Source organism: Kangiella shandongensis (assembly GCF_020005365.1).
GTDB classification, from domain to species: Bacteria; Pseudomonadota; Gammaproteobacteria; order Enterobacterales; family Kangiellaceae; genus Kangiella; species Kangiella shandongensis.
Genome location: NZ_JACNML010000006.1, coordinates 111,762 through 133,280 on the forward strand (window position 1 = coordinate 111,762; position 21,519 = coordinate 133,280).

Annotated in this window: 21 protein-coding genes; 6 read left to right on the forward strand and 15 right to left on the reverse strand. The window is 46.6% G+C overall.

The features are described 5' to 3' along the window. Positions 1-19 precede the first annotated feature (19 nt). Genes nuoF through ndhC form a run of 6 tightly spaced genes read right to left on the reverse strand, consistent with a single transcriptional unit; the run spans position 20 to position 4,660 of the window. The gene (nuoF, locus tag H7708_RS08525) at positions 20-1,297 is read right to left on the reverse strand and encodes an NADH-quinone oxidoreductase subunit NuoF (RefSeq protein WP_223670168.1); all 1,278 of its coding nucleotides are present in this window, start codon (positions 1,295-1,297) and stop codon (positions 20-22) included. 16 nt (positions 1,298-1,313) lie between these two features. Beyond that, positions 1,314-1,817 carry an NADH-quinone oxidoreductase subunit NuoE family protein gene (locus H7708_RS08530; protein WP_223670170.1) on the reverse strand — a complete coding sequence of 168 codons (504 nt, stop codon included), beginning with the start codon at positions 1,815-1,817 and terminating at the stop codon, positions 1,314-1,316. A gap of 15 nt (positions 1,818-1,832) precedes the next feature. Continuing rightward, positions 1,833-3,086, reverse strand: a complete 1,254-nt coding sequence (locus H7708_RS08535) for an NADH-quinone oxidoreductase subunit D (RefSeq protein ID WP_235727567.1) — start codon at positions 3,084-3,086, stop codon at positions 1,833-1,835. Continuing rightward, complete coding sequence (locus H7708_RS08540; protein WP_235727574.1) at positions 3,079-3,756, reverse strand: NADH-quinone oxidoreductase subunit C; 678 nt, start codon at positions 3,754-3,756, stop codon at positions 3,079-3,081. Before H7708_RS08540 ends, H7708_RS08535 begins: the two co-directional genes overlap by 8 nt. Before the next feature lie 7 nt (positions 3,757-3,763). Further along, a complete protein-coding gene (locus H7708_RS08545) occupies positions 3,764-4,297 on the reverse strand; it encodes a NuoB/complex I 20 kDa subunit family protein (protein ID WP_223670173.1) in 534 nt (177 codons plus the stop codon). Between the two features lie 6 nt (positions 4,298-4,303). Next, positions 4,304-4,660 (reverse strand): NADH-quinone oxidoreductase subunit A, encoded by a 357-nt coding sequence (gene ndhC / locus H7708_RS08550; RefSeq protein ID WP_223670175.1) that lies wholly within the window; start codon positions 4,658-4,660, stop codon positions 4,304-4,306. A 255-nt stretch (positions 4,661-4,915) separates the two neighbouring features. Here ndhC and H7708_RS08555 point away from each other — a divergent pair, with 255 nt between their 5' ends. The 3 genes from H7708_RS08555 (at position 4,916) to H7708_RS08565 (ending at position 8,946) form a co-directional block, all read left to right on the forward strand. After that, the gene (locus H7708_RS08555) at positions 4,916-6,226 is read left to right on the forward strand and encodes an HD-GYP domain-containing protein (protein WP_223670176.1); all 1,311 of its coding nucleotides are present in this window, start codon (positions 4,916-4,918) and stop codon (positions 6,224-6,226) included. A 391-nt stretch (positions 6,227-6,617) separates the two neighbouring features. Continuing rightward, positions 6,618-7,856 (forward strand): HD-GYP domain-containing protein, encoded by a 1,239-nt coding sequence (locus H7708_RS08560; protein WP_223670178.1) that lies wholly within the window; start codon positions 6,618-6,620, stop codon positions 7,854-7,856. 73 nt (positions 7,857-7,929) lie between these two features. Further along, complete coding sequence (locus tag H7708_RS08565; protein WP_223670180.1) at positions 7,930-8,946, forward strand: YheT family hydrolase; 1,017 nt, start codon at positions 7,930-7,932, stop codon at positions 8,944-8,946. A gap of 46 nt (positions 8,947-8,992) precedes the next feature. Here H7708_RS08565 and H7708_RS08570 read toward each other — a convergent pair whose 3' ends face one another. Then, positions 8,993-9,799, reverse strand: coding sequence for a hypothetical protein (locus tag H7708_RS08570; protein WP_223670182.1), 807 nt, complete (start codon positions 9,797-9,799; stop codon positions 8,993-8,995). 96 nt (positions 9,800-9,895) lie between these two features. Between H7708_RS08570 and H7708_RS08575 the strand changes: the two genes are divergently transcribed. Continuing rightward, the gene (locus H7708_RS08575; RefSeq protein WP_223670184.1) at positions 9,896-10,552 is read left to right on the forward strand and encodes a Fe2+-dependent dioxygenase; all 657 of its coding nucleotides are present in this window, start codon (positions 9,896-9,898) and stop codon (positions 10,550-10,552) included. Between the two features lie 199 nt (positions 10,553-10,751). On the opposite strand, the gene H7708_RS08580 is transcribed toward H7708_RS08575, so the two are convergent. From H7708_RS08580 to H7708_RS08610, 7 genes are all read right to left on the reverse strand, one after another. Further along, complete coding sequence (locus H7708_RS08580) at positions 10,752-11,639, reverse strand: cytochrome c oxidase subunit 3 (RefSeq protein WP_223670185.1); 888 nt, start codon at positions 11,637-11,639, stop codon at positions 10,752-10,754. A gap of 29 nt (positions 11,640-11,668) precedes the next feature. Next, the gene (locus tag H7708_RS08585; protein WP_223670187.1) at positions 11,669-12,226 is read right to left on the reverse strand and encodes a cytochrome c oxidase assembly protein; all 558 of its coding nucleotides are present in this window, start codon (positions 12,224-12,226) and stop codon (positions 11,669-11,671) included. Positions 12,227-12,275: 49 nt separating this feature from the next. Continuing rightward, positions 12,276-13,835, reverse strand: a complete 1,560-nt coding sequence (gene ctaD / locus H7708_RS08590) for a cytochrome c oxidase subunit I (RefSeq protein WP_223670189.1) — start codon at positions 13,833-13,835, stop codon at positions 12,276-12,278. 2 nt (positions 13,836-13,837) lie between these two features. Next, positions 13,838-15,004, reverse strand: a complete 1,167-nt coding sequence (gene coxB / locus H7708_RS08595) for a cytochrome c oxidase subunit II (protein WP_223670191.1) — start codon at positions 15,002-15,004, stop codon at positions 13,838-13,840. 199 nt (positions 15,005-15,203) lie between these two features. Then, positions 15,204-16,139 carry a hypothetical protein gene (locus tag H7708_RS08600; RefSeq protein WP_223670193.1) on the reverse strand — a complete coding sequence of 312 codons (936 nt, stop codon included), beginning with the start codon at positions 16,137-16,139 and terminating at the stop codon, positions 15,204-15,206. Then, on the reverse strand, positions 16,136-16,834 hold the full coding sequence (locus H7708_RS08605) for a sigma-70 family RNA polymerase sigma factor (protein ID WP_223670194.1): 699 nt from the start codon (positions 16,832-16,834) through the stop codon (positions 16,136-16,138). Before H7708_RS08605 ends, H7708_RS08600 begins: the two co-directional genes overlap by 4 nt. Positions 16,835-16,850: 16 nt before the next feature. Next, positions 16,851-18,578 carry a vWA domain-containing protein gene (locus H7708_RS08610; protein ID WP_223670196.1) on the reverse strand — a complete coding sequence of 576 codons (1,728 nt, stop codon included), beginning with the start codon at positions 18,576-18,578 and terminating at the stop codon, positions 16,851-16,853. A gap of 127 nt (positions 18,579-18,705) precedes the next feature. Between H7708_RS08610 and H7708_RS08615 the strand changes: the two genes are divergently transcribed. Together H7708_RS08615 and H7708_RS08620 are read left to right on the forward strand one after the other, a co-directional pair. Further along, complete coding sequence (locus tag H7708_RS08615) at positions 18,706-19,146, forward strand: YiiD C-terminal domain-containing protein (protein ID WP_223670198.1); 441 nt, start codon at positions 18,706-18,708, stop codon at positions 19,144-19,146. A 156-nt stretch (positions 19,147-19,302) separates the two neighbouring features. Further along, on the forward strand, positions 19,303-20,673 hold the full coding sequence (locus H7708_RS08620; RefSeq protein WP_223670200.1) for a substrate-binding domain-containing protein: 1,371 nt from the start codon (positions 19,303-19,305) through the stop codon (positions 20,671-20,673). Positions 20,674-20,681: 8 nt separating this feature from the next. Here H7708_RS08620 and H7708_RS08625 read toward each other — a convergent pair whose 3' ends face one another. After that, the gene (locus tag H7708_RS08625; RefSeq protein WP_223670202.1) at positions 20,682-21,464 is read right to left on the reverse strand and encodes a hypothetical protein; all 783 of its coding nucleotides are present in this window, start codon (positions 21,462-21,464) and stop codon (positions 20,682-20,684) included. Positions 21,465-21,519: the final 55 nt, after the last annotated feature.

Here is a 21,519-nt window from a genome sequence, read left to right on the forward strand (position 1 = left end):
CTCGTTCTCGTCTAAATCGTTAACTCGCTTTACGCGGTTGCTCTTGAGCCTGTTTAATTTTCGCCACAAACTCGTCTTTAAAATGTTTGATAAAACTCTGTACCGGCATCGCCGCAGCATCTCCCAGAGCACAGATAGTGCGGCCCATAATATTGCCTGCGATTTCATCCAGCTTATCCAGGTCTTCAAGCTGGCCTTCGCCGCGAGAAATACGCATGATCATACGCGACATCCAGCCAGTACCTTCACGACACGGCGTACATTGCCCACAGGACTCTTCATAATAGAAGTGCGCGATGCGACCTAACACTTCCACCATGTCAGTATCTTCATCCATGATAATGACAGCACCCGAGCCAAGCATGGAACCAGCTTTACCCAAGGCGTCATAATCCATGGTGAGATCCATCATCACATCTGCTGGTAGCACTGGCGCGCTGGAGCCTCCGGGAATGACCGCTTTCAGCTTTTTACCGTCTTTCATACCGCCAGCCATTTCCAGTAAGTCTTTAAATGGCGTGCCTAGCCCAATTTCATAGTTACCCGGTTTATTGACATGCCCTGAGACTGAGAAAATTTTCGTACCACCATTGTTTTCCTTTCCTAAGTCTAAAAACCACTGCCCACCTTTTTCCAGAATAAGCGGTACCGAAGCATAGCTCTCCGTGTTATTAACGTTGGTTGGGCGACCGAATAAGCCGTAGTTCGCCGGAAATGGAGGCTTAAAGCGAGGCTGGCCTTTTTTACCTTCAAGCGACTCAAGGAGCGCCGTTTCTTCACCGCAAATATAAGCACCGGCGCCAATGTGACTGTGTAAATCAAAGTCGACGCCTGACTGCAAAATATCTTTACCCAGTAATCCGGCTTCATAGGCTTCCTGTAGTGCCTGTTCGAAGCGCTCAATCGGCTCATAAAACTCGCCACGCATGTAGTTATAACCGACCGTCGCGCCCATGACGTAACCGCCAATGGCCATGCCTTCAATCAGCTGGTGTGGGTTGTAGCGTAAGATATCGCGATCTTTAAAGGTCCCAGGTTCACCTTCATCAGAATTGCACACAACGTACTTTTGCCCCGGGTCATGCTTAGGCATAAAGCTCCACTTAAGCCCGGTTGGGAAACCCGCCCCACCGCGACCACGCAGAGCCGATAATTTCAGTTGCTCAATAATGTCGTCCGGCGGCGTTTTTTCGGCCAGGATTTTGCGCCACATGGCATAACCACCGGCAGACTCATAGGCCTGTAGTGTCCAAGGCTTGTCTAGCTCTAACGTTCTAAAACAAACTTCATTCGCCATGATTTCGCCTACACCATCATTTCAATTCGTGGATCAGATGTGCCACCTTATCCACCGTTAAATTTTCGTGATATTGCTTGTCCACTTCCAGCATCGGTGCGCCTCCACAGGCGGCCATACACTCCACTTCCTTCAACGTAAATTTACCGTCAGAAGTGGTTTCACCGGGAGCAATACCGAGCTCATCCTGAAACCATTGTTTTATATCTCCACTGCCCGCCAGCATACAGGAGACATTGGTACATAAAGAAATAACATACTTGCCTGCCTCTTTTAAACGGAACATGGAATAAAAGCTAGCCACTTCATAGGCTGCAATTTTCGGGCAGGACAGATAATCGGCGACAGCATCCATCGACTCCTGCGTGAGATAACCGAGCTCTTCCTGCACGATGGTCATAATCGGAATAATCGCCGCTCGTTTACGCTCCTCTGGGTACTTTTTTACCCAGACAGCGGCCTGCTCCAAACCTTTGCTAGAGAGCAGCTTTTCTAATGTTTTTGGTGCCGTTTCAGTCATATGCTCAATTACCCGCTAACGGTCAATTTCACCGAAGACAATATCTTGCGTGCCAATCACTGCGACTACATCCGCCAGCATGTGCCCTTTCACCATTTCATTCATGGCCGATAAGTGAGCGAAACCCGCCGCTCGAATTTTGACCCGATAGGGTTTATTCGCACCATCGGATACCAGATAAATACCAAACTCGCCTTTGGGATGCTCTACCGCGGCATAAGCTTCGCCTTCCGGCACACAATACCCTTCCGTAAACAGTTTAAAGTGGTGAATTAACGCTTCCATATCGTGTTTCATGGTTTCACGATCCGGCGGCGTCACCTTGTAATTATCCAACATAACCGGGCCTGAATTTTTGCGTAACCACTCGATACATTGACGTACAATCTTGTTCGACTGGCGCATCTCTTCAACGCGAACTAAATACCGATCGTAACAGTCGCCTGTTTTGCCCAGCGGAATATCGAAGTCGAGTTCGTCATACACCTCGTAAGGCTGCTTTTTACGCAGATCCCAGGCCACACCAGAACCGCGTAGCATCGGCCCGGAAAAACCTAGCTGCAAGGCTCGCTCGGCCTGTACGATGCCAACGCCAACAGTGCGCTGTTTCCAGATACGGTTCTCGGTTAACAGGCTTTCATAGTCTTCGATGCATTGCGGGAAGTACTCAGTAAAGTCCCACAAATAATCCAGCAGAGAACCCTGACGATTGGCGTTAAGTTCCTCGGCTTTTTTCTTGTCAGTAAAAGGCGATTCCTTGTACTGCGGCATAGTTTCCGGCAGATCGCGGTAGACACCACCCGGGCGGAAATAGGTCGCATGCATGCGCGCACCACTGACTGCTTCATAGGCGTCCATCAGTGCCTCGCGCTCACGAAACGTATAGAGGAAGACGGTCATGGCACCGATATCCAGGCCATGGGCGCCTAACCACATCAGGTGATTTAAAATTCGGGTGATTTCGGCAAACATCACTCGGATGTATTGCGCACGCTTTGGCGGCGTAATCCCCATCAGCTTTTCGATCGCCATGACGTAAGCATGCTCGTTAGACATCATGGACACATAGTCCAGACGATCCATATAGCCAATGCTTTGATTAAACGGCTTGCTTTCCGCCAGCTTCTCCGTTGCGCGGTGCAGTAAGCCCACATGCGGATCGGCTCTGACCACCGTTTCACCGTCCATTTCCAGAATTAGCCGCAACACACCGTGTGCTGCCGGATGCTGAGGCCCAAAATTTACCGTGTAATTACGAATCTCAGCCATCTTTGCCTCCCGGTTCTGGAGCAGCGACATAAATGGTTTCATCTTTATGCTTACGAATCACCCGTGGCACCAAGACTCTCGGTTCGATGGAAACTGGCTCATAGACGCATCGGTTTTGTTTGGCATCAAAACGCAGCTCAACATTACCAATCAGTGGGAAATCTTTACGGAAAGGGTGACCGACAAAGCCATAATCGGTCATGATACGGCGCAAATCAGGGTGTCCGGTAAACAAGATACCAAACAAGTCGAATGCTTCACGTTCATACCAGTTAGCGCTGGCCCAGATGCCAATAACCGAAGGAATGGTTGGTCGATTTTCTTTAACAAAGCATTTCACCCGTAACCGACGGTTATGAGCAATGGACAGTAAATGATAAACCACCGCAAAACGCTCCCGCTGCCAAGCCTGTTTCACCGCCTGCGACTCTTCACGACCTCGCCCAAAGCCAACGCTCGTTGCTTCAGTGGTTGCCCACTCATCCTGCCCATAAGTAAGGTAATCCACCACAGTTAAATCTATCAACTGCTCAAAAGCCAAATCATCGTGGTCGCGCAGCTGCTTCATCACGTCGAGCAGATCGTCTTTGCTAACTTCGATCATGACTTCCCCGAAACCCTCTTCACAAGCAACGAGAGCGTCTTCAAAGATTTCACCTAGTTGCTTCATCAGAGCTTCAGGCACTCGTCACCTCGCTGCTCTTTTCATTGTTTTTATGTTGTCGTCTGGAGTCGCGCGCAATGACGGTTTGGCGTTTAATTTTGTTTTGTAGCTGGATGATACCGTACAGTAATGCCTCGGCCGTTGGCGGGCAACCGGGAACGTAAATATCGACGGGGATAATTCTATCGCAACCACGAACGACCGAATAGGAATAATGATAATAGCCGCCGCCATTGGCGCAGGAGCCCATTGAAATAACCCATTTGGGATCCGGCATCTGATCGTAAACCCGGCGTAGGGCTGGTGCCATTTTATTGGTCAAAGTGCCTGCCACAATCATGACATCGGATTGCCGTGGGCTCGGACGAAAAATCACACCGAAGCGATCCATATCGTAGCGCGCGGCACCGGCATGCATCATCTCAATAGCACAACAGGCTAAGCCAAAGGTGACCGGCCACATGGAGCCCGTGCGTGCCCAGTCCAGCAGATCCTGAACACTGGTCGTGACAAATCCATCGCTATTGAGTTTTTCCTCTAGTCCCATACCATCTTACTCCCACTCTAATGCGCCTTTTTTCCATTCATAAGCAAAGCCGACTAATAATAGTAATAAAAATACACTCATAGAGAGCAAGCCGAACCAGCCTATGTCATCAAGCACCACGGCCCAAGGAAATAGAAAGGCGATTTCGAGATCGAAAATAATAAAGAGGATTGCTACTAAATAGAACCGCACATCAAACTTCATTCTGGAATCTTCAAAGGCGTCAAAACCGCACTCAAAGGGCTTATTTTTGGCCTCACTCGGCTTGGTTGGGCCAGCGAAGTAACCAACCAATAACAAGCCAGCTCCAAATAGTAAGCCTATTAGGATGAAGACTAGAATAGGTGCATATTGTTCTATCATAGGTTCAAATATGTTGCCTTAATTTGTTATATATCAATAAGATTTAGGCACTCACAGCGAATACCTTACCAGCAGTTTTTCACTTTGGCTAGTGATGTTTACGCTACCAATTTCTCGCTTCATAACATTTAATCCTCCGTAGCCTCGTTATGGTGGCTCATACTTATTAGATCCGCTTTAAGTCCTTATTGTTCATAGATTCTTGCAAAATATCCAAAAAGGATTAATATGAATAATAAGAAATGAGGAGAATGGATGGTGTTTGACTCATTATTAAGCCTGATTGGCAGATCTTCCAAGAAAGAAGTCGTGAAGACGACTTCACCATCCACTGTGGCCCGTCATAAAGTCGAAAAGAAAAAAATCCCCGTATCCAAGCTTGCCAAGGGCATGACTGTTGTCGAGCTTGATCGGCCTTGGACCGAAGTTCCTGTCATGTTTCAGGAAATAACCATATCAACCGGTAAAGAAATCCAGTTACTGCAGCAGTACTGCCAGCACGTATATATCGATCACCACTCTTATACCAACATTTACACCAAGCAGTTTCTCAATCGGCAGCAAAAAGCGGACTACGCGCAGCACAAGGTAAATCCAGAAGAGGCCAGTCAAAAGCTTCAGGAAGAACTGCCAAGAGCACGAAAAACCTTTGAGCGCTCTCAGGAGCATATCAACAAGCTACTGGAAGATGTTCTGCGCGACAGCAAAATTGATATCGAAGGGTCAAAACAGCTGGTCGCCAGCTGCGTTGATAGTATCTTAAACAACGAAACTGCTTTATTCTGGTTGTCCAAGATTAAACACCGTGACAAGTACACTGCCGAGCATAGCGTTCGCGTGGCAATTCTGGCCATCGCGTTTGGCAAATACCTGCAGCTTCCCCGTTACGAATTAGAGCAGCTCGGATTGTGTGGCATGCTGCACGACGTTGGCAAGATGAAAGTTCCTCAGCATATTCTTAATAAGTCCGGCCCGCTCTCCAAGGATGAATTCAAACTGGTTAAAGAACATGCCATGTTAGGTTATGTCTATCTGCATGAGCATGGCGGTATTAGCGAGCAAATCTGCAGTACCGCCTACAATCATCATGAACAGATGAATTCCAAAGGCTATCCGCGCCAAATCAGTACGGAGAAGCTTTCCAAGTATGATCGAATCATTGCGATCCTGGACAGTTACGATGCCATGATCAGCGACCGCTGTTACCGCAATGCCATACCTCCATCCAAGGCCATCTCCGAGCTATACAAAGGTCAGGGCTCACAATACGATGAAGAGTTAATCCACGAGTTTATTCAAATGGTCGGTATATACCCTATTGGCAGCTTGGTCGAACTGAATAATGGGCAGGTTGGGATCGTATTATCTGCCAATCCGGACAATAAACTGTCACCCGTTGTCGAACTGATTACCAACAAATACCGCAAACCCATTAAGCCTATTGCTATTAATTTAGCCAAAGGCCCTAAAGATGCACAGGGCAACCCATTGAAAGTTAAACAGACCCTTGCCGATAACCAGGTAAACTTTGATTTAGAACACCTTGTGCGCAGCGTTGCGGCCTAATCTAACCACAACCGATCCATTTGTATTTAGTAAAGCTTCTGTCTGGAGTAAATTTATTACTCATTATTCACCAGCACAATACCTTGAAACAATTCCTGTAGTCATTTTTATGTACTACAGAGAAGTTAACCATGGATAACCCTATTGTCTCTGGCAGCCAATACACTCTATCAACTTAATTTTGACACTATGTATGCGTTTAAAGGTTTTACAGTATTCAGCTTCCCCTAAGCGTTATTACCGTTCACCCATAATATGTTTATTGCAAAAAATAAGGATTAGTCTAAGATAATTAATGGAGGGTCAAATAGGGATCATGTTTGCTTCTTTATTCCAATTTCTAGGTCTAACATCAAAACCAAAGACAGTACAAACTGTCTCACAAAAAGCTATGACCTCCCATAAAATTGAGAAGAAAAAAATCCCTGTATCAAAACTATGCAAAGGCATGACGGTCGTAGAGCTCGATCGGCCCTGGACAGATCTCCCCGTGATATTCCAAGAAATCACCATTAAGACTGACAAAGAAGTGAAAATGTTACGGAAATACTGTCAGCATGTGTATATCGATCACCATTCCTATATAACAATATACGCCCAACAGCTTCTTGATAAAAAACGCAAACCCATATACATAAAACCGGACCTAACACCTAAGCAAACCAGTGCCAGCTTACGAGAAGAGTTGCCTCGCGCTAAAAATGTATTTGATAAATCCCATAAACATATCAATGACCTTATGCGTGCAGTACAGCGCGATAGTAAAATTGATATCGAAAGTTCCAAGCAACTCGTTTCTAGCTGCGTTGATAGCATTCTTAGTGACGAAACAGCTATGTTCTGGTTATCCAAAATTAAAAATAAAGATGAATACACTTCTGAACATTGTCTTCGTGTCGGTATATTGTCTATCGCTTTTGGTAAATATCTACAACTACCAAGGAAAGAGCTAGAGTTACTGGGATTGTGCGGGATATTACACGATGTCGGCAAAATGAAAGTGCCTCAACATATTCTCAATAAGGAAGGCTCGTTGACTCAAGCCGAATATCAGATCGTGAAAGAGCATACGGTTATTGGTTATGTATTCTTACGTAACCATGGTGGTATTGATGAACAGGTCTGCACCGCTGCTTATAATCATCATGAAAGAATGAATGGTCTAGGATATCCTCGCAAAGTTAGTCCTGAACTACTTTCAGACTTTGATCGTATTATAGCCATTGTCGACAGCTATGATGCCATGATCAGTGATCGCTGTTATCGCAAAGGCATTCCGCCATCACGTGCCTTATCTAGACTCTACAAAGTCCAAGGTAGCCTCTACGACTCATACCTGATCAAACAGTTTATTCAGATGGTAGGCGTGTACCCAGTTGGCAGCTTGGTTGAACTCAGTAATGGTCAAGTAGGTATCGTTTTATCCGTTAATGAAAATAGTAAACTTGAGCCAGTTATTGAGCTTGTAACCGATACCAACAAAAAGCGAATAAAGCCTATAGCGATTGACTTAACCAAGCACCCACACGATGAGCAAGGCAAGCCTTTGCGCATCTCTAAAACACTGGCTGACAGTGAAGTCTATTTTGATCTTGAATCCTTTATTCATGGCATCAAGGACGGGATATAACCTGGAGCCTGTTATTTGTAATTTATGACCATTTGGCCTACAGTGAACTATCTACAGCCATAAACATTATCCGATGTCACTATACTCTGTGCAAAACATTTCTTATCCTGCTCCTCGATGGTGCCGTAACACTCACGTTCAATCACTTTTAGCCACTGTTAAGCTGCGCCGTAATAGCGTTAAACGACGAGCTCAGCAGCTGATTCAGCACAGTGAAGAAAAGATTATTGAGTGTGACGATGGAGTAAAACTCCAAAGCTTTGTTGCGTTAAACCATTACCAAGTAAAACCCGATAACAATGCACCGCTTGCCATCCTCATTCATGGCTGGGAAGGAAGTCACCAGTCTTTGTACTTACTATCATCAGCTCAGACGCTTTATCAACAAGGCTTTACGGTAGTACGACTTAACCTTCGTGATCATGGCAACAGTCATCATCTTAATCCTGAACTCTTCCATTCTAACCGCCTTGATGAAGTAGTGGAGGCCGTCAAAACGCTACAGCAACAACACCAGCCAGAGAAGCTGTTACTGTGTGGTTTTTCACTTGGTGGAAACTTTGCACTGCGTGTAGCCAACCGTGCACAAGAAGCAGGGATTAATCTCACCAAAACCATTGCTATCTGCCCAGCACTTGATCCGGCCGATATTTTAATCAAGCTGGAGACCAGCTTCCCACTTTACATGAAATACTTCATGTATAAGTGGAAACGCTCCATCCGCAAAAAGCAGGAGCTTTTTCCAGACATATACGATCTGGAAGAGGATCTTCAAACGGATTCGATGCGTGACTTAACCGAAAAGTTGGTTAAATATTATGGTGAATATCAATCGATCAATGACTATTTCGATGGTTATAATATCTGTGGAGACCGACTACAAAAGATACAAACGCCAACCACTATTTTAATGAGCAAAGATGATCCCATTATTGACTACCAGGGACTCTATACTCTGCCAGATCATCCGCACATTCATCGCTACTTAACCGAACAGGGCGGCCACTGCGGCTATATCAAAAACTACCGACTACAAAGTTGGATGGACGACTTTATTATCGAACAAACTCGACAGTTACTATCCTCCTGAGATCAAAAAAGCCGCCAATCAGCGGCTTTCTTCTTCCAAGCGTATTTTAATTCAACGCCGATAACTCAATACGTGCTGCAGCGCCGTATAAATGGGTAGCGTCACCGTCTACTGTTCCTTTTGGGGCAACCGTAGGCCATAAGCTACGTAAATCCAATAGTAACTTTTTGGTCGTTTCAATATCTGCCGCAGCCTCAGTTTGCTGCTCATCGCTCAAGCTTTCCAAGCGTTCGATTGCAATCTCGGTAAAACCATAAGCATCCTGATACTCATGCACATTCTTAATCTCACCTGCTTTAACGCCAATAGCATACTCATCAGCTGCCGTACGGATCATCTGGCTAATGCTAAGCAGCGCTTCTCGTGCTGACTTATCCGCCATCTTTTCACTGGCTGTAATCGCTTCCAGTAGCGTTGCGTAGGCTGTTTCGACTGCTTCATCGCCTTTCTCATTATTTACCGCATCAGCCAGTTGGCTCAATTCTTCGGCAAAACCACCAACACCGCGAGCTTTGAACACTGGTCCTAATCCGGCATACAGTTCATCTTCAGGATGCTTCATATGCGTCTTTGCCATCGCCAGATGACCTTCACGATATAATTTAATGCCAACCCACAAATGGCCACGGATTAAGCCCAGGCGAGCAAGGTATGCCGCATTATCGGTACGTAAGTCAGCCTTAACGCTACCTTCGCCCTCACCTTCGCCGCCTTCACCTTCTCCCATAGCCGAAAAACTCACTGCAGTCGTTGTTACTGGCGTTACCGTCAGGTTATCACTAGCCTGAGTCGCAACACTGGTCGCGATTAATGCTGAGCCGACGCCGGCCCATACCTTGCGTTTTTCAAACATTGAATTACCTTACTTTCAGAAAGTTGATATACTGGCTATGATTCCATAAATGCGAATAATTCTCAATATTAAATTGACCAAGGTTTGCTTTTATCCATGATATTACATTTAGAAAACGCCATTGATTCAGGTACCCTCGGCGCGCTGATCGAAGCCATTCAAAATGAAGATTTCACCGACGGCGTCGAAACCGCAGGAAGAGCAGCTCAAGCCGTAAAGCTGAACCGCCAATTGCGGCTCCAAGGTGGTCAGCCCACCGCACTGAGGTTGCTTCTTGAGCATCTGCAACAGAATCCCCTGCTTAATAGTGCCGCTTTGCCCAAAACATTTACCAATGTCATGGTCAATCAATACCAGACCGGTATGGAGTATGGTTTACACATGGACGATGCCCTGATGGGACACGCCCGCACCGATATTTCTTTTACCTTGGGGCTGACCGATGTTGAGCAATTTGAAGGCGGCGAACTGGTTCTTGAAGATACTACCGGTGAGCGTAGCTGGAAGCTGGGGCGTGGCGAGTTGCTACTCTACCCCAGCCATTACCTGCACCGGGTTAATCCAGTCCGCAACGGTGAACGTCTCGCCATGGTTGGCTGGATCCAAAGCCATATTCGCGACAGTCAGCAACGGGAAATCCTGTTCGATTTGAAATGTTCCATGTCTGAAGAGTTTGAACAACGTGGTAAAACTGGACAGTACGACAGGCTCAGTAAAAGCTACAATAACTTACTCCGTCGCTGGGCTGAATGACTTTTGAGTGATACATCCAAGGGGCAGCCCCGGTTACGCTACCCCGTTGGATAAACCCTCCTATAAATCTAGCACCCATATTCCCCTTAACATTAGCCGCAACGGTTACCGTGGAGCTAAGCCCGCGCAAAGCAAAACCACAGCCACAAAAAAACCGCCCGAAGGCGGTTTTTTATAGTCAGAGCTCCCTCTATCCCGATTACAGAATGTAAACAAAGATAAACAGGAATACCCACACCACGTCAACGAAGTGCCAGTACCAGGCACCCGCTTCATAGGCGAAGTGATCTTTTGGTGTAAAGTGACCTTTCGCACAACGAAGAGTCATCACGATCAAGAATATCGTACCAACGGTTACGTGTAAGCCGTGGAAACCGGTCAACATAAAGAAGGTTGAACCATAGATACCACTACCTAATGTTAGTCCCATTTCTTGATAAGCGTGGATATACTCTTCCACCTGTAACATCAAGAAGATAGCACCCAGTAGCGCCGTGATTGCTGTGAATAGAATCAACGTTTGACGGTTCTTTTCGATCAAAGCATGGTGCGCAATGGTTAAGGTGAAAGACGAGAACAGAAGGATTGCCGTGTTTATCGCAGGCAAGCCCCATGCACCCATCGCTTCCCACGTTGGATAACCACCGTTCAACTCACCAGGAGTTGTCGTCATTGGCCAGCCCGGGATCCAGTCAGGGTACAGGAAGTCATGGGTTGCAGCATTGTTACTACTACCACCTAACCATTCCATAACCAACACACGGACATAGAACAATGCACCGAAGAAAGCCGCGAAGAACATCACTTCCGACGTAATAAACCAAATCATACCCTGGCGGAATGAGCGGCTCATCTGTGCACTATATAAACCATCACGAGATTCGCGAATCGTGCTGGACCACCAGGTTGACAGCATATAAACCAATACGGCAAGGCCGATATAAAGTACCCAAGACAACGAGCCGCCTTGGACCGCATGGCCTGCGCCGAATGCAGTTAATAACAGACCAATCGAACCGATAAACGGCAGCTTGCTCTGCTCTGGTACATAATACTTTTCGTATTCTGTATTCTGTTGTTCACTCATATTTATGTCTCCGTTAAAGACGTCGCCGGCTATTGTGCGGCTGCTAATGATTCATCGTCCGGGGTCACGTTGTGCAACGTATAAGCTAACGTGATGGTATCGTAGCGCGCCGGTATATCTTTATCGATAAAGAAACGCATTGGCATTTCTTCACTTTCCCCTGCGGCCAGAGTCTGCTGGTTAAAGCAGAAACACTCAGTTTTATTAAAATACTGAGCGGTCAGGTTAGGCGAAAAACTTGGGATCGCCTGTCCGACCATCTCATCACCCGTACGATTTTTAACTGCAAAAAGCACTTCATACTCTTTGCCAGGGTGAACCTTAATTTGCGTCTGCACTGGGCGGAACTCCCAAGGCATATCGGTCTTATTAATCGTCATAAACTGAACAGTAATTTCACGGCTCATGTCCGCTTCCTGCTCTTCGTAGACGGCAAGACCATTCGACTTGCCATTAAGGCCAGTTATCTGGCAAAAAACGTCGTACAAAGGAACCATCGCAAAGCCAAAAGCAATCATGATAACAACCACTACGACTAATTTCTTAGTCATCACTTTGTTATCATTTTGTGTTTGCTCTTGGCTCATCGCTTTAAACCTCGGTTACGTCTTTGCAACTTAAGTAGTTAAGTCTCAATTAATCGATCTTTGGTGGCGTATCAAACGTGTGATACGGCGCTGGTGAAGGCATGTGAGTAAACTCAAGACCTTCTGCACCTTCCCAAACCTGGTCAGTCGCTTTTTCACCTTTCTTAAGGATACATGCCTTAATCAGGATCCAGGCGAATAGAAGCTGCATCAAACCAAGGCCAAATGCACCGATACTCGACAACATGTTGAAGTCAGAGTACATGATCGCATAGTCAGGTACACGACGTTGCATACCTGCAAGACCTGAGAAGTGCATTGGGAAGAACGTCAAGTTAACGAAAATAATCGATAACCAGAAGTGTACTTTCGCCAACTTCTCGTCATACATACGACCTGTCCACTTAGGCAACCAGTAGTAAACCGCCGCCATAGTACCGAAGATGGCACCAGGGAATAGTACATAGTGGAAGTGTGCTACAACGAAGTACGTATCGTGATACTGCCAGTCAACCGGAGTCATCGCCAACATTACGCCTGAGAAACCACCGATCGTAAATAGAATCACGAATGCCAGAGCATAAAGCATTGGTGTTTCATAAGTGATCGAGCCTTGCCACATGGTCGCGATCCAGTTAAAGACCTTCACACCGGTTGGCACCGCAATCAACATGGTTGCAATCATGAAGAATAGCTCACCCTGTACCGGCATACCCACGGTAAACATGTGGTGCGCCCATACGATGAACGATAGGAAGGCAATCGACGCTGTCGCGTACACCATTGAAGAGTAACCAAACAATTTCTTACGAGCGAATGTTGGGATAATCGCAGAAGCGATACCAAACGCCGGTAAGATCATGATGTATACTTCTGGGTGACCGAAGAACCAGAACACGTGCTGGAACAATACTGGGTCACCACCACCAGCGGCATCGAAGAACGAGGTGCCGAAGTGACGGTCAGTCAACATCATGGTTACCGCACCGGCCAGTACTGGCATAACCATCACAAGCAAGAATGCAGTAATTAACCAGGTCCAGACGAACAATGGCATTTTCATCAATGTCATACCCGGTGCACGCATGTTGAATACCGTCACGATAACGTTAATCGCACCCATGATCGATGAGATACCCATTAAGTGCACACCAAAGATGAAGAAATCCGTCGATGGAGGGCCGTAGGTTGTTGAAAGAGGCGCATAGAATGTCCAGCCGAAGTTAGGCGCACCACCTTCCATAAATAATGACGATAGCAACAAGCCGAAGGCTGCCGGTAAGATCCAGAAGCTCCAGTTGTTCATACGAGGTAACGCCATATCAGGCGCACCAATCATCATTGGAATCAACCAGTTAGCCAAACCGACTGTTGCTGGCATCACGGCACCAAATACCATGATTAAACCGTGCAATGTTGTCATCTGGTTAAAGAAGTTCGGTTCAACAAATTGCAAGCCTGGTTGGAAAAGCTCGGCACGGATAACCATTGCCATGCCACCACCAATCAAGAACATGATGAACGAGAACACCAGGTACATAGTACCGATGTCCTTGTGGTTGGTCGTAAACAACCAGCGAGAAATACCTGTTGGTTTATGGTCAGCCATGATTACTCCCCTCCACCATTTTTAATGTCGTGAATTTCTTGAGGCTGAACTTTATCACCCATGTCATTACTCCAGGCGTTACGCTCGTAAGTAATAATGGCCGCAATTTCAGCTTCAGTTAGCTGGTTACCAAAGGCCTGCATCGCAGTACCTGAGACACCGTTTAGCACAACATCAATGTGTTTTTCGATAGGACCTGTTGTTACCGCAGTACCGACTAGCGATGGGAATGGACCATTACCTTCACCGTTAGGCATGTGACATGAAGAACAGTACTTGTTATAAGCCGCTTCACCTTCAGCCATTAGCTGGCCCATGGTGCGCTCGTTCAAGTCTGGACCCGCTTCAGCTTCAGCCACTTTTTCCGCATACCAGGCATCGTATTCTGCTTGTGGAAGCACTTTTACCACGATAGGCATAAAGCCGTGGTCTTTACCACAAAGCTCTGCACAGACGCCACGGTAGATGCCAGGCTCGTCGACTTTAGTCCATACTTCATTAATGAAGCCTGGAACCGCATCTTTTTTCACTGAGAAATCCGGTACCCAGAACGAATGGATAACGTCGTCAGCCGTTACCAGGAAACGAACTTTCTTGCCGACAGGCAATACAAGTGGGTTATCAACTTCTAGCAGGTAGTTCTCATCAGTAATTTCGATACCAGAGAAGCCTGAGCCAGAGTTTACAGACAAGTCACGTGACTTCTGATCAAGGTTAGAGAAGAAACTTACATCGTTACCTAAGTTATCATCGCCATCGATGTACTTGTATTCCCATTTCCACTGATAACCTTTTACCATAACGGTCAGCTCAGAATCACTGGCATCTTCCATTTTGATTAAAAGACCTACAGCTGGAACAGCAAGTGCGATAAGAATAATAAAAGGAATCACCGTCCAGATAATCTCAACAACAGTGCTGTGAGAAAACTTCGCTGGATTAGGGTTTTTACTTTTACGATGCGCGAACATCGAATAGAACATAGCGCCGAAAGTGATAACACCGATAACTACACAGACCCAAATGACGATCATGTGTAGATCGTAGACTTCTCTACTGATCTCGGTCACACCTTCACGCATGTTGTACTTTATATCGTCACCACAGCCGCTCAGCAATAACGCTGAGAAGGAGGCAACAATCAAAGCCAATTTGCGGAACAATGACATGCTCTTCTCTCCACTACAATATTTACCCGCTTACGCGGAACTTATTATTAAACAAGACATCCCAGACACTAAAAGGCCCGTTTCACAGGCGTGAAACAGCCTTGCAATGACCTGGGTCAAATTTTAGGCTCGCCATTTTACTCGAGTAAACTCAGAAAAACTAGGGCCAGTTGCTCTTTATAAAGCAGATTTGCAAGGTTTATAGCCCCTCAAGCTGCTCAACCAATGACTTATTGACGGGATAGTCGGGATAGGCCCGTCTAAAATCTAACCATTTTGCTTTAGCCGCTTCGAAATCTTCTTCCTCTAATGCGACTTTTATCTGTTCCAACCACTCTTCAGCACTGAGTGCTGGTGCCGGCAGCACTTCTTGCGTGCCACTTTGGCTCGTCTCTTCGGGCTCAACCACTTGATTTATATCATCTTCTGCAACAGGTTCGGCACTAACCCGTTCCACTCGAGAACCAGTGACCTCTATCGTTTCAACATCACGGCTCTCTAACTCTTCCTTTGATAAACCCTCTGCGGAATCAGCAGATGCCTCCACAGCTACCACCTCTTCTTTTAGGCCGTCACCTACGGATAGAGTCACTTGTGTCTGTTCTGTTTGCAGCTTTTTCTGCTGCCGCTTCACCATTTCAGTTTCAGCAAACTGGCGCTCCTGTTGCTGACGCTCGCGTACCAGACGCTTTTCTTCCGCCGCAATCTCTGAGCCAGTAGCCCGTATCTTCTCAATACTTTGCTCCGGGCTCTTTGCTGCCGGAGCCGGTTTTTCAGGGACAGGCGGTGCCTGTAAGACCACAGCATCATCCTGCAGAGTCACTTCGCTAGAGTAAGTTGCTGTCTGTGCTTGATTCTCGCTATCAGCAATGGAGTCAGGGTGATAATAACCCAGTTCCACCATAAAGCGCGCAATTCCAACGGTCACCACCAACGCTGCCGTGATTGAAACGGGCATGCGTAGACGCTGCCACCAGCTTTTATCCGAGCGGCGGCCTTCTCGTGCATCCACCTCTTGCTGTGCCATCGCCATAATAGAACTGTCCAGCTCTGGTGACGTCGTTTCACCACCGGATTCTTTGTAGGCTTGACTCAACTTTCGCTCTAGCTCTTTCTCACTCATCGTCTTACTCATGACGCCCCCTCAACCGCTGCCGGGTCAAGTTCACGCAAATAGTGCTTTAACTTGTCTAATCCATAGCGCAGTCGACTTTTCACCGCTTCCGGCTTTTCCTGCACTACTTCAGCAATGTCGTTAATCGTCATTGCCGTTTCCAGCTTCAGAATCACCACTTCTCGCTGCAGTACGGGTAATTGTTCGACAGCCAATAACAGTTGTTTTTTATTCTCTGACTGCGTCATTATCTGCTCTGGTTCTAAAGCTTGATGGCCACTGTTACCGTCTTCCCATCCCTCCACATCCTGTGTGAACTCCTGCTGGCGACCTAAGCTCCGATAATGATCAATGAGGCGCGTTCGCGCTATGTGGTATAAATAAGTAGTAAACTTAGCGCTGCTCTTATAGTGTCTGCTGTGTTTGATCAAACGCTGCCAGGTATCCTGAAATAACTCTTCGGCTTCTTCGCGACGAGAAACCTGACGTATAAAAAAGCGCAGTAATGGATTCTTGTGTCGACCGTAAAGCTGCTCAAAAGCTCGTACATTACCAGACGCAAAACCCGCCATCAGTGCTTCATCACTGACGGCGCTTTGTTCCATGGCTGCACTATGACTTGCGTCTTCTTTCACCGATCGGGCCTTCACATATAAACTGTCATTAACAGCCTTATACTGACGGTTGCCATCAGTTTGTGCAAGAGCCTTAAACACAATTTCTCTCCAGCGACTAACGACCAGCGGTCGCACTTTTGTCCAACAGCTGGGCCATACCAATCAACTGAATCAGTTCACCCCGATATCCGCCTCGATCACTGCCTTTGGAGTTCTGAGCTAACCTTTTGGCATCATCCCAGCTCCATTTTTTAAGGAACTGACCACCTCGAAGCAACTCGGCAAAGCCGGCGACGCTGGCGGCAAAGCGAATGTTATCGCCGCCATTGGCAGCCTCTAAAGTATTTGCTGTCAGGTAATCACGGTAGAGAGTACTCTTATCTTCTTGTGGCAGCTTATAACGCAAACTAATCATCGCCGCTTCGTCTAACTTGGCGTTGCCAGCATCAGGTTCCTTTTGAGCATAGCGTAATGGTTCCAGCCGCTTACCATCCGAGTCCTGCAGCACCACTTCATACAAGGCCGTTACCGTATGGCCGGCACCGATTTCACCCGCATCAACCTTGTCATTATTAAAATCCTCACGCTCCAGCATGCGGTTCTGATAACCCAGCAAGCGGTATTCGGCAATCACTGCCGGATTAAACTCCACCTGGATCTTTACATCCTTCGCAATGGTCATCAGGGTACCGGCACGCTGATCCACCAGTAATTTTTTGGCTTCCTGCAGGTTATCAATATAACCGTAATTCCCATTCCCTTTATCCGCCAACTGCTCCATCAGATGCTCGTTATAATTTCCTGAACCGAAACCTAAGGCGCTGAAGCTAATCCCGGTTTTTCGTTTACGCTCGACCATATCGATCAATTGTTCACGGTTCACCGTGCCTACATTAAAGTCACCATCCGTCGCTAGAATCACGCGATTTATGCCATCCTTGATAAAGGCTTTTTCCGCCATTTTATAAGCCAGCTCGATCCCTGCGCCACCATTCGTCGAGCCACCAGCAGCAAGACTATCCAATGCCTGTTCGATCTTAACCCGATCATTCGCCGCAGTCGGTTCGAGCACCACGCCAGAAGCACCGGCATAGACCACTAGCGATATGGTATCCTGCTCACGGCTACCTTTTGCCAACAACTTTAAGGCTTTCTTAACCAGCCCCAACTTATCCGGACTTTGCATTGACCCCGAAACATCAACCAGAAACACCAGATTAGACGGCGGCAACTCGGTATTGACTTCTTCATAGCCTTTAATACCGATTTGTACTAACTTAGCATCGGCGTTCCAAGGAGCCTTCATCGCTTCGGTTGACACCGAGAACGGCATATCCTGACTGTCAGGCGCCGGATAGTCGTAATTAAAGTAATTCACAAACTCTTCCAGCCGTACCGAATCTTTCGGTGGCAGGAAACCATCGTTCAGCATACGACGCACATTGGAATAGGAGCCAGTATCCACATCAATACTAAATGTTGATACAGGCTGCTCCAGCGTTGAGTGGATATCCGAGGGCTCAATCGTTTGATACTGCTCGCGATTGACCGGCTCCCGAGGGGCAGGTGCGATAAAACCCTGAACCTGCGGGCTAGCAGCCATGTCTGCTGAACTGATCCGTGAACCAGTAACCACAACCTGCTCCACTTCCTCAGCAGCTCTCTTCTGCTGTGCTCTCAGCTGGACATTTTTCTGTCGCTGTTCAGTTTTTTGCTGTTCAACGCTGAACTGTTCTCTCTGTTTATCCTGCTCGCTATGATTTTGGCAGGCTGCTAAACCTACAATCACCAGCCCTGCGATAACACCGTATTTACATGACTGCTTGTTGTTCTGCTTTTCCATAACCCTCTCCATACTTGAATGTTTGATTCGGTATACTGCTATAAACGTGGTCATACCTAAAAAGGGTTAACTTTTTTAAAAAAATTGATACAGTGAAGCAATTCGAATCTCCAGCCCTATAACCATTATGAATGCGCAGCAGCTTGAAACCTTAGTTCACCAAGAGATCCCTATTACCAAAGCACTCGGTATTCATATTGCCGAGTTAACACAGCAGTCTATTCGGGTCACAGCACCGTTTGAGACCAACAAGAATATCCATAACACAGCTTTCGCCGGCAGTATTTATACCGTCGGTACCATCGCTGGCTGGTCCCTGGTCAGTAGCATAGCGGCCAACAACCAGCTAAAAGGCTCTGTGGTTCTAGCTAAAGCCGATATTCAGTACAAAAAACCTATCAATGGCGACCTTATCGCAGAGTGTGCTCTGGATGATCATCAGCTTTTTGATAAGTTCGTTGCCTCGTTTAAGCGTAAAAAGCGCGCCCGTATCAACCTGTCTATCCAGCTAAGAGAAGATGGAGTTACTAAAGCCATACTGAATGCAAACTTCGCCTTGGTCAGTTGAGGGTCGCTCGTCCAAGCAACTGTTTTCAGAGTATATTTCTAACTATCATAAGTTAAACAAGCTGTCACAAAAGTGTCACACTGGGCGCCAAAGCACTCCTTATAATTGGCGCCTACATTGCCCGAATAAAAACATACCTTACCGAGGTAACCATAGATGCTTCCCAGAATATTCAGTCGCACCCTCGCGACATTTTTTTTATGGCTTGTCGCAATCACATCTAACGCCCAACAAATCACGCTCAGCCAACAAGACTCCGAAACGCTGGACTCAGCCAAAGTCCTGTTCACTATGAAAGGCTCTAACACCATCGGTGAGAAGCTGGCGCCTGCCCTGGCCGCAGAATTTTTAAAGGAGCAAGGTGCCACGAAAACCCAGATAATCAAAACCCATACTGTCGAGAAAACAGTCGTTGGTTATATGCCCGATGGAACAGTACATGCCGTTGATATCAAGGCGCATGGTTCATCAACAGGTTTTAAAACATTAGCTCAGCAAAATACCGACATCGCCATGTCCTCTCGCCGCATTAAAGACAAAGAGCGGCAGAAACTTAAAAGTCATTACGGTGATTTACGTGCTATTCAAAATGAATATACGGTAGCGGTGGATGGCTTAGCTGTGATCGTACACCCGCAACTCAACATCAAACAATTAACGACCAAAGAGTTGGCAAAAATATTCTCTGGCGAAATCACTAACTGGAAAGAGCTGGGCGGTGATAACCTGCCTATTAGTGTCTTTGCTCGAGATGACAACTCAGGTACCTACGACACCTTCAAATCCCTGGTATTAAAACGTCATAACGTCAAGTTGTCCGAATTCGCAAAGCGGTACGAATCCTCAGGTGAGCTATCACAGCAGGTCAGCTCGACTTTCGGCGCGATAGGTTTTGTCGCCCTGCCTTATGTTAATGAATCAAAAGCCATTGCCATATCGGAGCCGGGTGTCGCTCTATCTTTTAAACCTAATCGTTTTACGGTAAGCACTGAGGATTATGTATTAAGTCGCCGCCTGTATCTTTATTATCCGAGCAATAACAACAACCCGCATGCTCGAAAGTTCATGGATTTCGTACTGAAGAATAAGGCACAAACTACGGTAGAAGAGAATAACCTGATTTCGCTCAAGGTTAATGATGCAACCGTCCGCTTTAACCGTAATTATCCACCACGCTACCTGAACATGATCCGAGGATTAAAACGCCTATCGATCACCTTCCATTTCGATCAGAATCTGAAACTGGATAATAAAGGCCAGCGCGATATAGAGCGCCTGTCGGATTACGTCAAAAACCATCGTTTGAAAAACTTATTCGTGTTTGGCTTTAGTGCAGATAGCGGCGATAAGGCAAAAGATAAAGAACTATCCGAGCAATTGGCCGATCGAATCACGGCTAGGTTAGAACAAAGCGGCATTAACCCTTTTTACACCCAAGGCTACGGCAGCCGCGGTGCCATAGCATCCAACGCAACCACTAACGGTCAAGCCAAAAATCAGCGAGTCGAAGTTTGGGTTACTCGATAACAGTTGTCCTAATGGTCCAATAGGAACTTCCTGAATTGTGTGCAGGTTTGTACGAACAAACGATGAAAGTCTATTGGGCCAATCTTTTGACTCATCTGATGCCGCGAGATCAAATAATCGTCGGCACTGTCGCCAAGTTGAATTAATACGGTTTTTAACTGCGCACTGTCTAAACGTAAATTATCTACTTCCTGAGCCAGCCTCAGCGCATCCAGCAACAACCCCACCGCCTGCTGATGGAATTGAAAGTGGCAACTCATTTGATTGCTGCTGACCAGTGCAGCCAAAGCACTCCTCAGCCGTCCGCAACGGTGCTGCCGCAACTGGTTAAATAACTCTCTTACTATGTTTTTTTCCACGTCGAACTGAAACCAGTTATATAACGCCCCACCTAAAATCGGCGGCAAAGATGCTCCTCTAGCATTTTCATACCAGTCAAATTCCGGGACCGTATCCCCTTTAACACAAAAGAGATCTTCCTGTTTCCGCTGAATTTCTTCCTTTATCGTCCCTAAATCAACCGACGCCCCTTGCTTAGTATCAATTAGGTGTAAATAAGGAAATGCATAAAAGCGAATATAGTCGCTGGCTTGTTGGCTTGAGATTAAAATAGACGCTTTGAACAAGGTTTCGACTTCATCCATATCATCGGTCGTCGATAACACCACCACATCATCATCAACGAAGAGCGTAGCCTCATCCACCGAGATAGTGGATTTTGGATAGGTTCCTAAAGGCGACATTAAGCGATATTGGTGCTGAATTTGTCGCTGGCTGTAAGAACTCGCCATTATTCCCTCCTTAAAATGGCTGCCAGACTCCATGCTGACAGCCTTGCTCTTTCCT

What these genes read in the sequence shown, in the direction of transcription:
- H7708_RS08585 (WP_223670187.1), bottom strand. Translation starts at nt 12,226, where the DNA reads ATGAGCCAAGAGCAAACACAAAATGATAACAAAGTGATGACTAAGAAA.
- nuoF (WP_223670168.1), bottom strand. Translation starts at nt 1,297, where the DNA reads ATGGCGAATGAAGTTTGTTTTAGAACGTTAGAGCTAGACAAGCCTTGG.
- H7708_RS08570 (WP_223670182.1), bottom strand. Translation starts at nt 9,799, where the DNA reads ATGTTTGAAAAACGCAAGGTATGGGCCGGCGTCGGCTCAGCATTAATC.
- H7708_RS08625 (WP_223670202.1), bottom strand. Translation starts at nt 21,464, where the DNA reads ATGGCGAGTTCTTACAGCCAGCGACAAATTCAGCACCAATATCGCTTA.
- H7708_RS08560 (WP_223670178.1), top strand. Translation starts at nt 6,618, where the DNA reads ATGACCTCCCATAAAATTGAGAAGAAAAAAATCCCTGTATCAAAACTA.
- H7708_RS08530 (WP_223670170.1), bottom strand. Translation starts at nt 1,817, where the DNA reads ATGACTGAAACGGCACCAAAAACATTAGAAAAGCTGCTCTCTAGCAAA.
- H7708_RS08580 (WP_223670185.1), bottom strand. Translation starts at nt 11,639, where the DNA reads ATGAGTGAACAACAGAATACAGAATACGAAAAGTATTATGTACCAGAG.
- ndhC (WP_223670175.1), bottom strand. Translation starts at nt 4,660, where the DNA reads ATGATAGAACAATATGCACCTATTCTAGTCTTCATCCTAATAGGCTTA.
- H7708_RS08610 (WP_223670196.1), bottom strand. Translation starts at nt 18,578, where the DNA reads ATGGAAAAGCAGAACAACAAGCAGTCATGTAAATACGGTGTTATCGCA.
- ctaD (WP_223670189.1), bottom strand. Translation starts at nt 13,835, where the DNA reads ATGGCTGACCATAAACCAACAGGTATTTCTCGCTGGTTGTTTACGACC.
- H7708_RS08600 (WP_223670193.1), bottom strand. Translation starts at nt 16,139, where the DNA reads ATGAGTAAGACGATGAGTGAGAAAGAGCTAGAGCGAAAGTTGAGTCAA.
- H7708_RS08575 (WP_223670184.1), top strand. Translation starts at nt 9,896, where the DNA reads ATGATATTACATTTAGAAAACGCCATTGATTCAGGTACCCTCGGCGCG.
- H7708_RS08545 (WP_223670173.1), bottom strand. Translation starts at nt 4,297, where the DNA reads ATGGGACTAGAGGAAAAACTCAATAGCGATGGATTTGTCACGACCAGT.
- H7708_RS08540 (WP_235727574.1), bottom strand. Translation starts at nt 3,756, where the DNA reads ATGAAGCAACTAGGTGAAATCTTTGAAGACGCTCTCGTTGCTTGTGAA.
- H7708_RS08565 (WP_223670180.1), top strand. Translation starts at nt 7,930, where the DNA reads ATGTCACTATACTCTGTGCAAAACATTTCTTATCCTGCTCCTCGATGG.
- coxB (WP_223670191.1), bottom strand. Translation starts at nt 15,004, where the DNA reads ATGTCATTGTTCCGCAAATTGGCTTTGATTGTTGCCTCCTTCTCAGCG.
- H7708_RS08535 (WP_235727567.1), bottom strand. Translation starts at nt 3,086, where the DNA reads ATGGCTGAGATTCGTAATTACACGGTAAATTTTGGGCCTCAGCATCCG.
- H7708_RS08620 (WP_223670200.1), top strand. Translation starts at nt 19,303, where the DNA reads ATGCTTCCCAGAATATTCAGTCGCACCCTCGCGACATTTTTTTTATGG.
- H7708_RS08555 (WP_223670176.1), top strand. Translation starts at nt 4,916, where the DNA reads ATGGTGTTTGACTCATTATTAAGCCTGATTGGCAGATCTTCCAAGAAA.
- H7708_RS08615 (WP_223670198.1), top strand. Translation starts at nt 18,706, where the DNA reads ATGAATGCGCAGCAGCTTGAAACCTTAGTTCACCAAGAGATCCCTATT.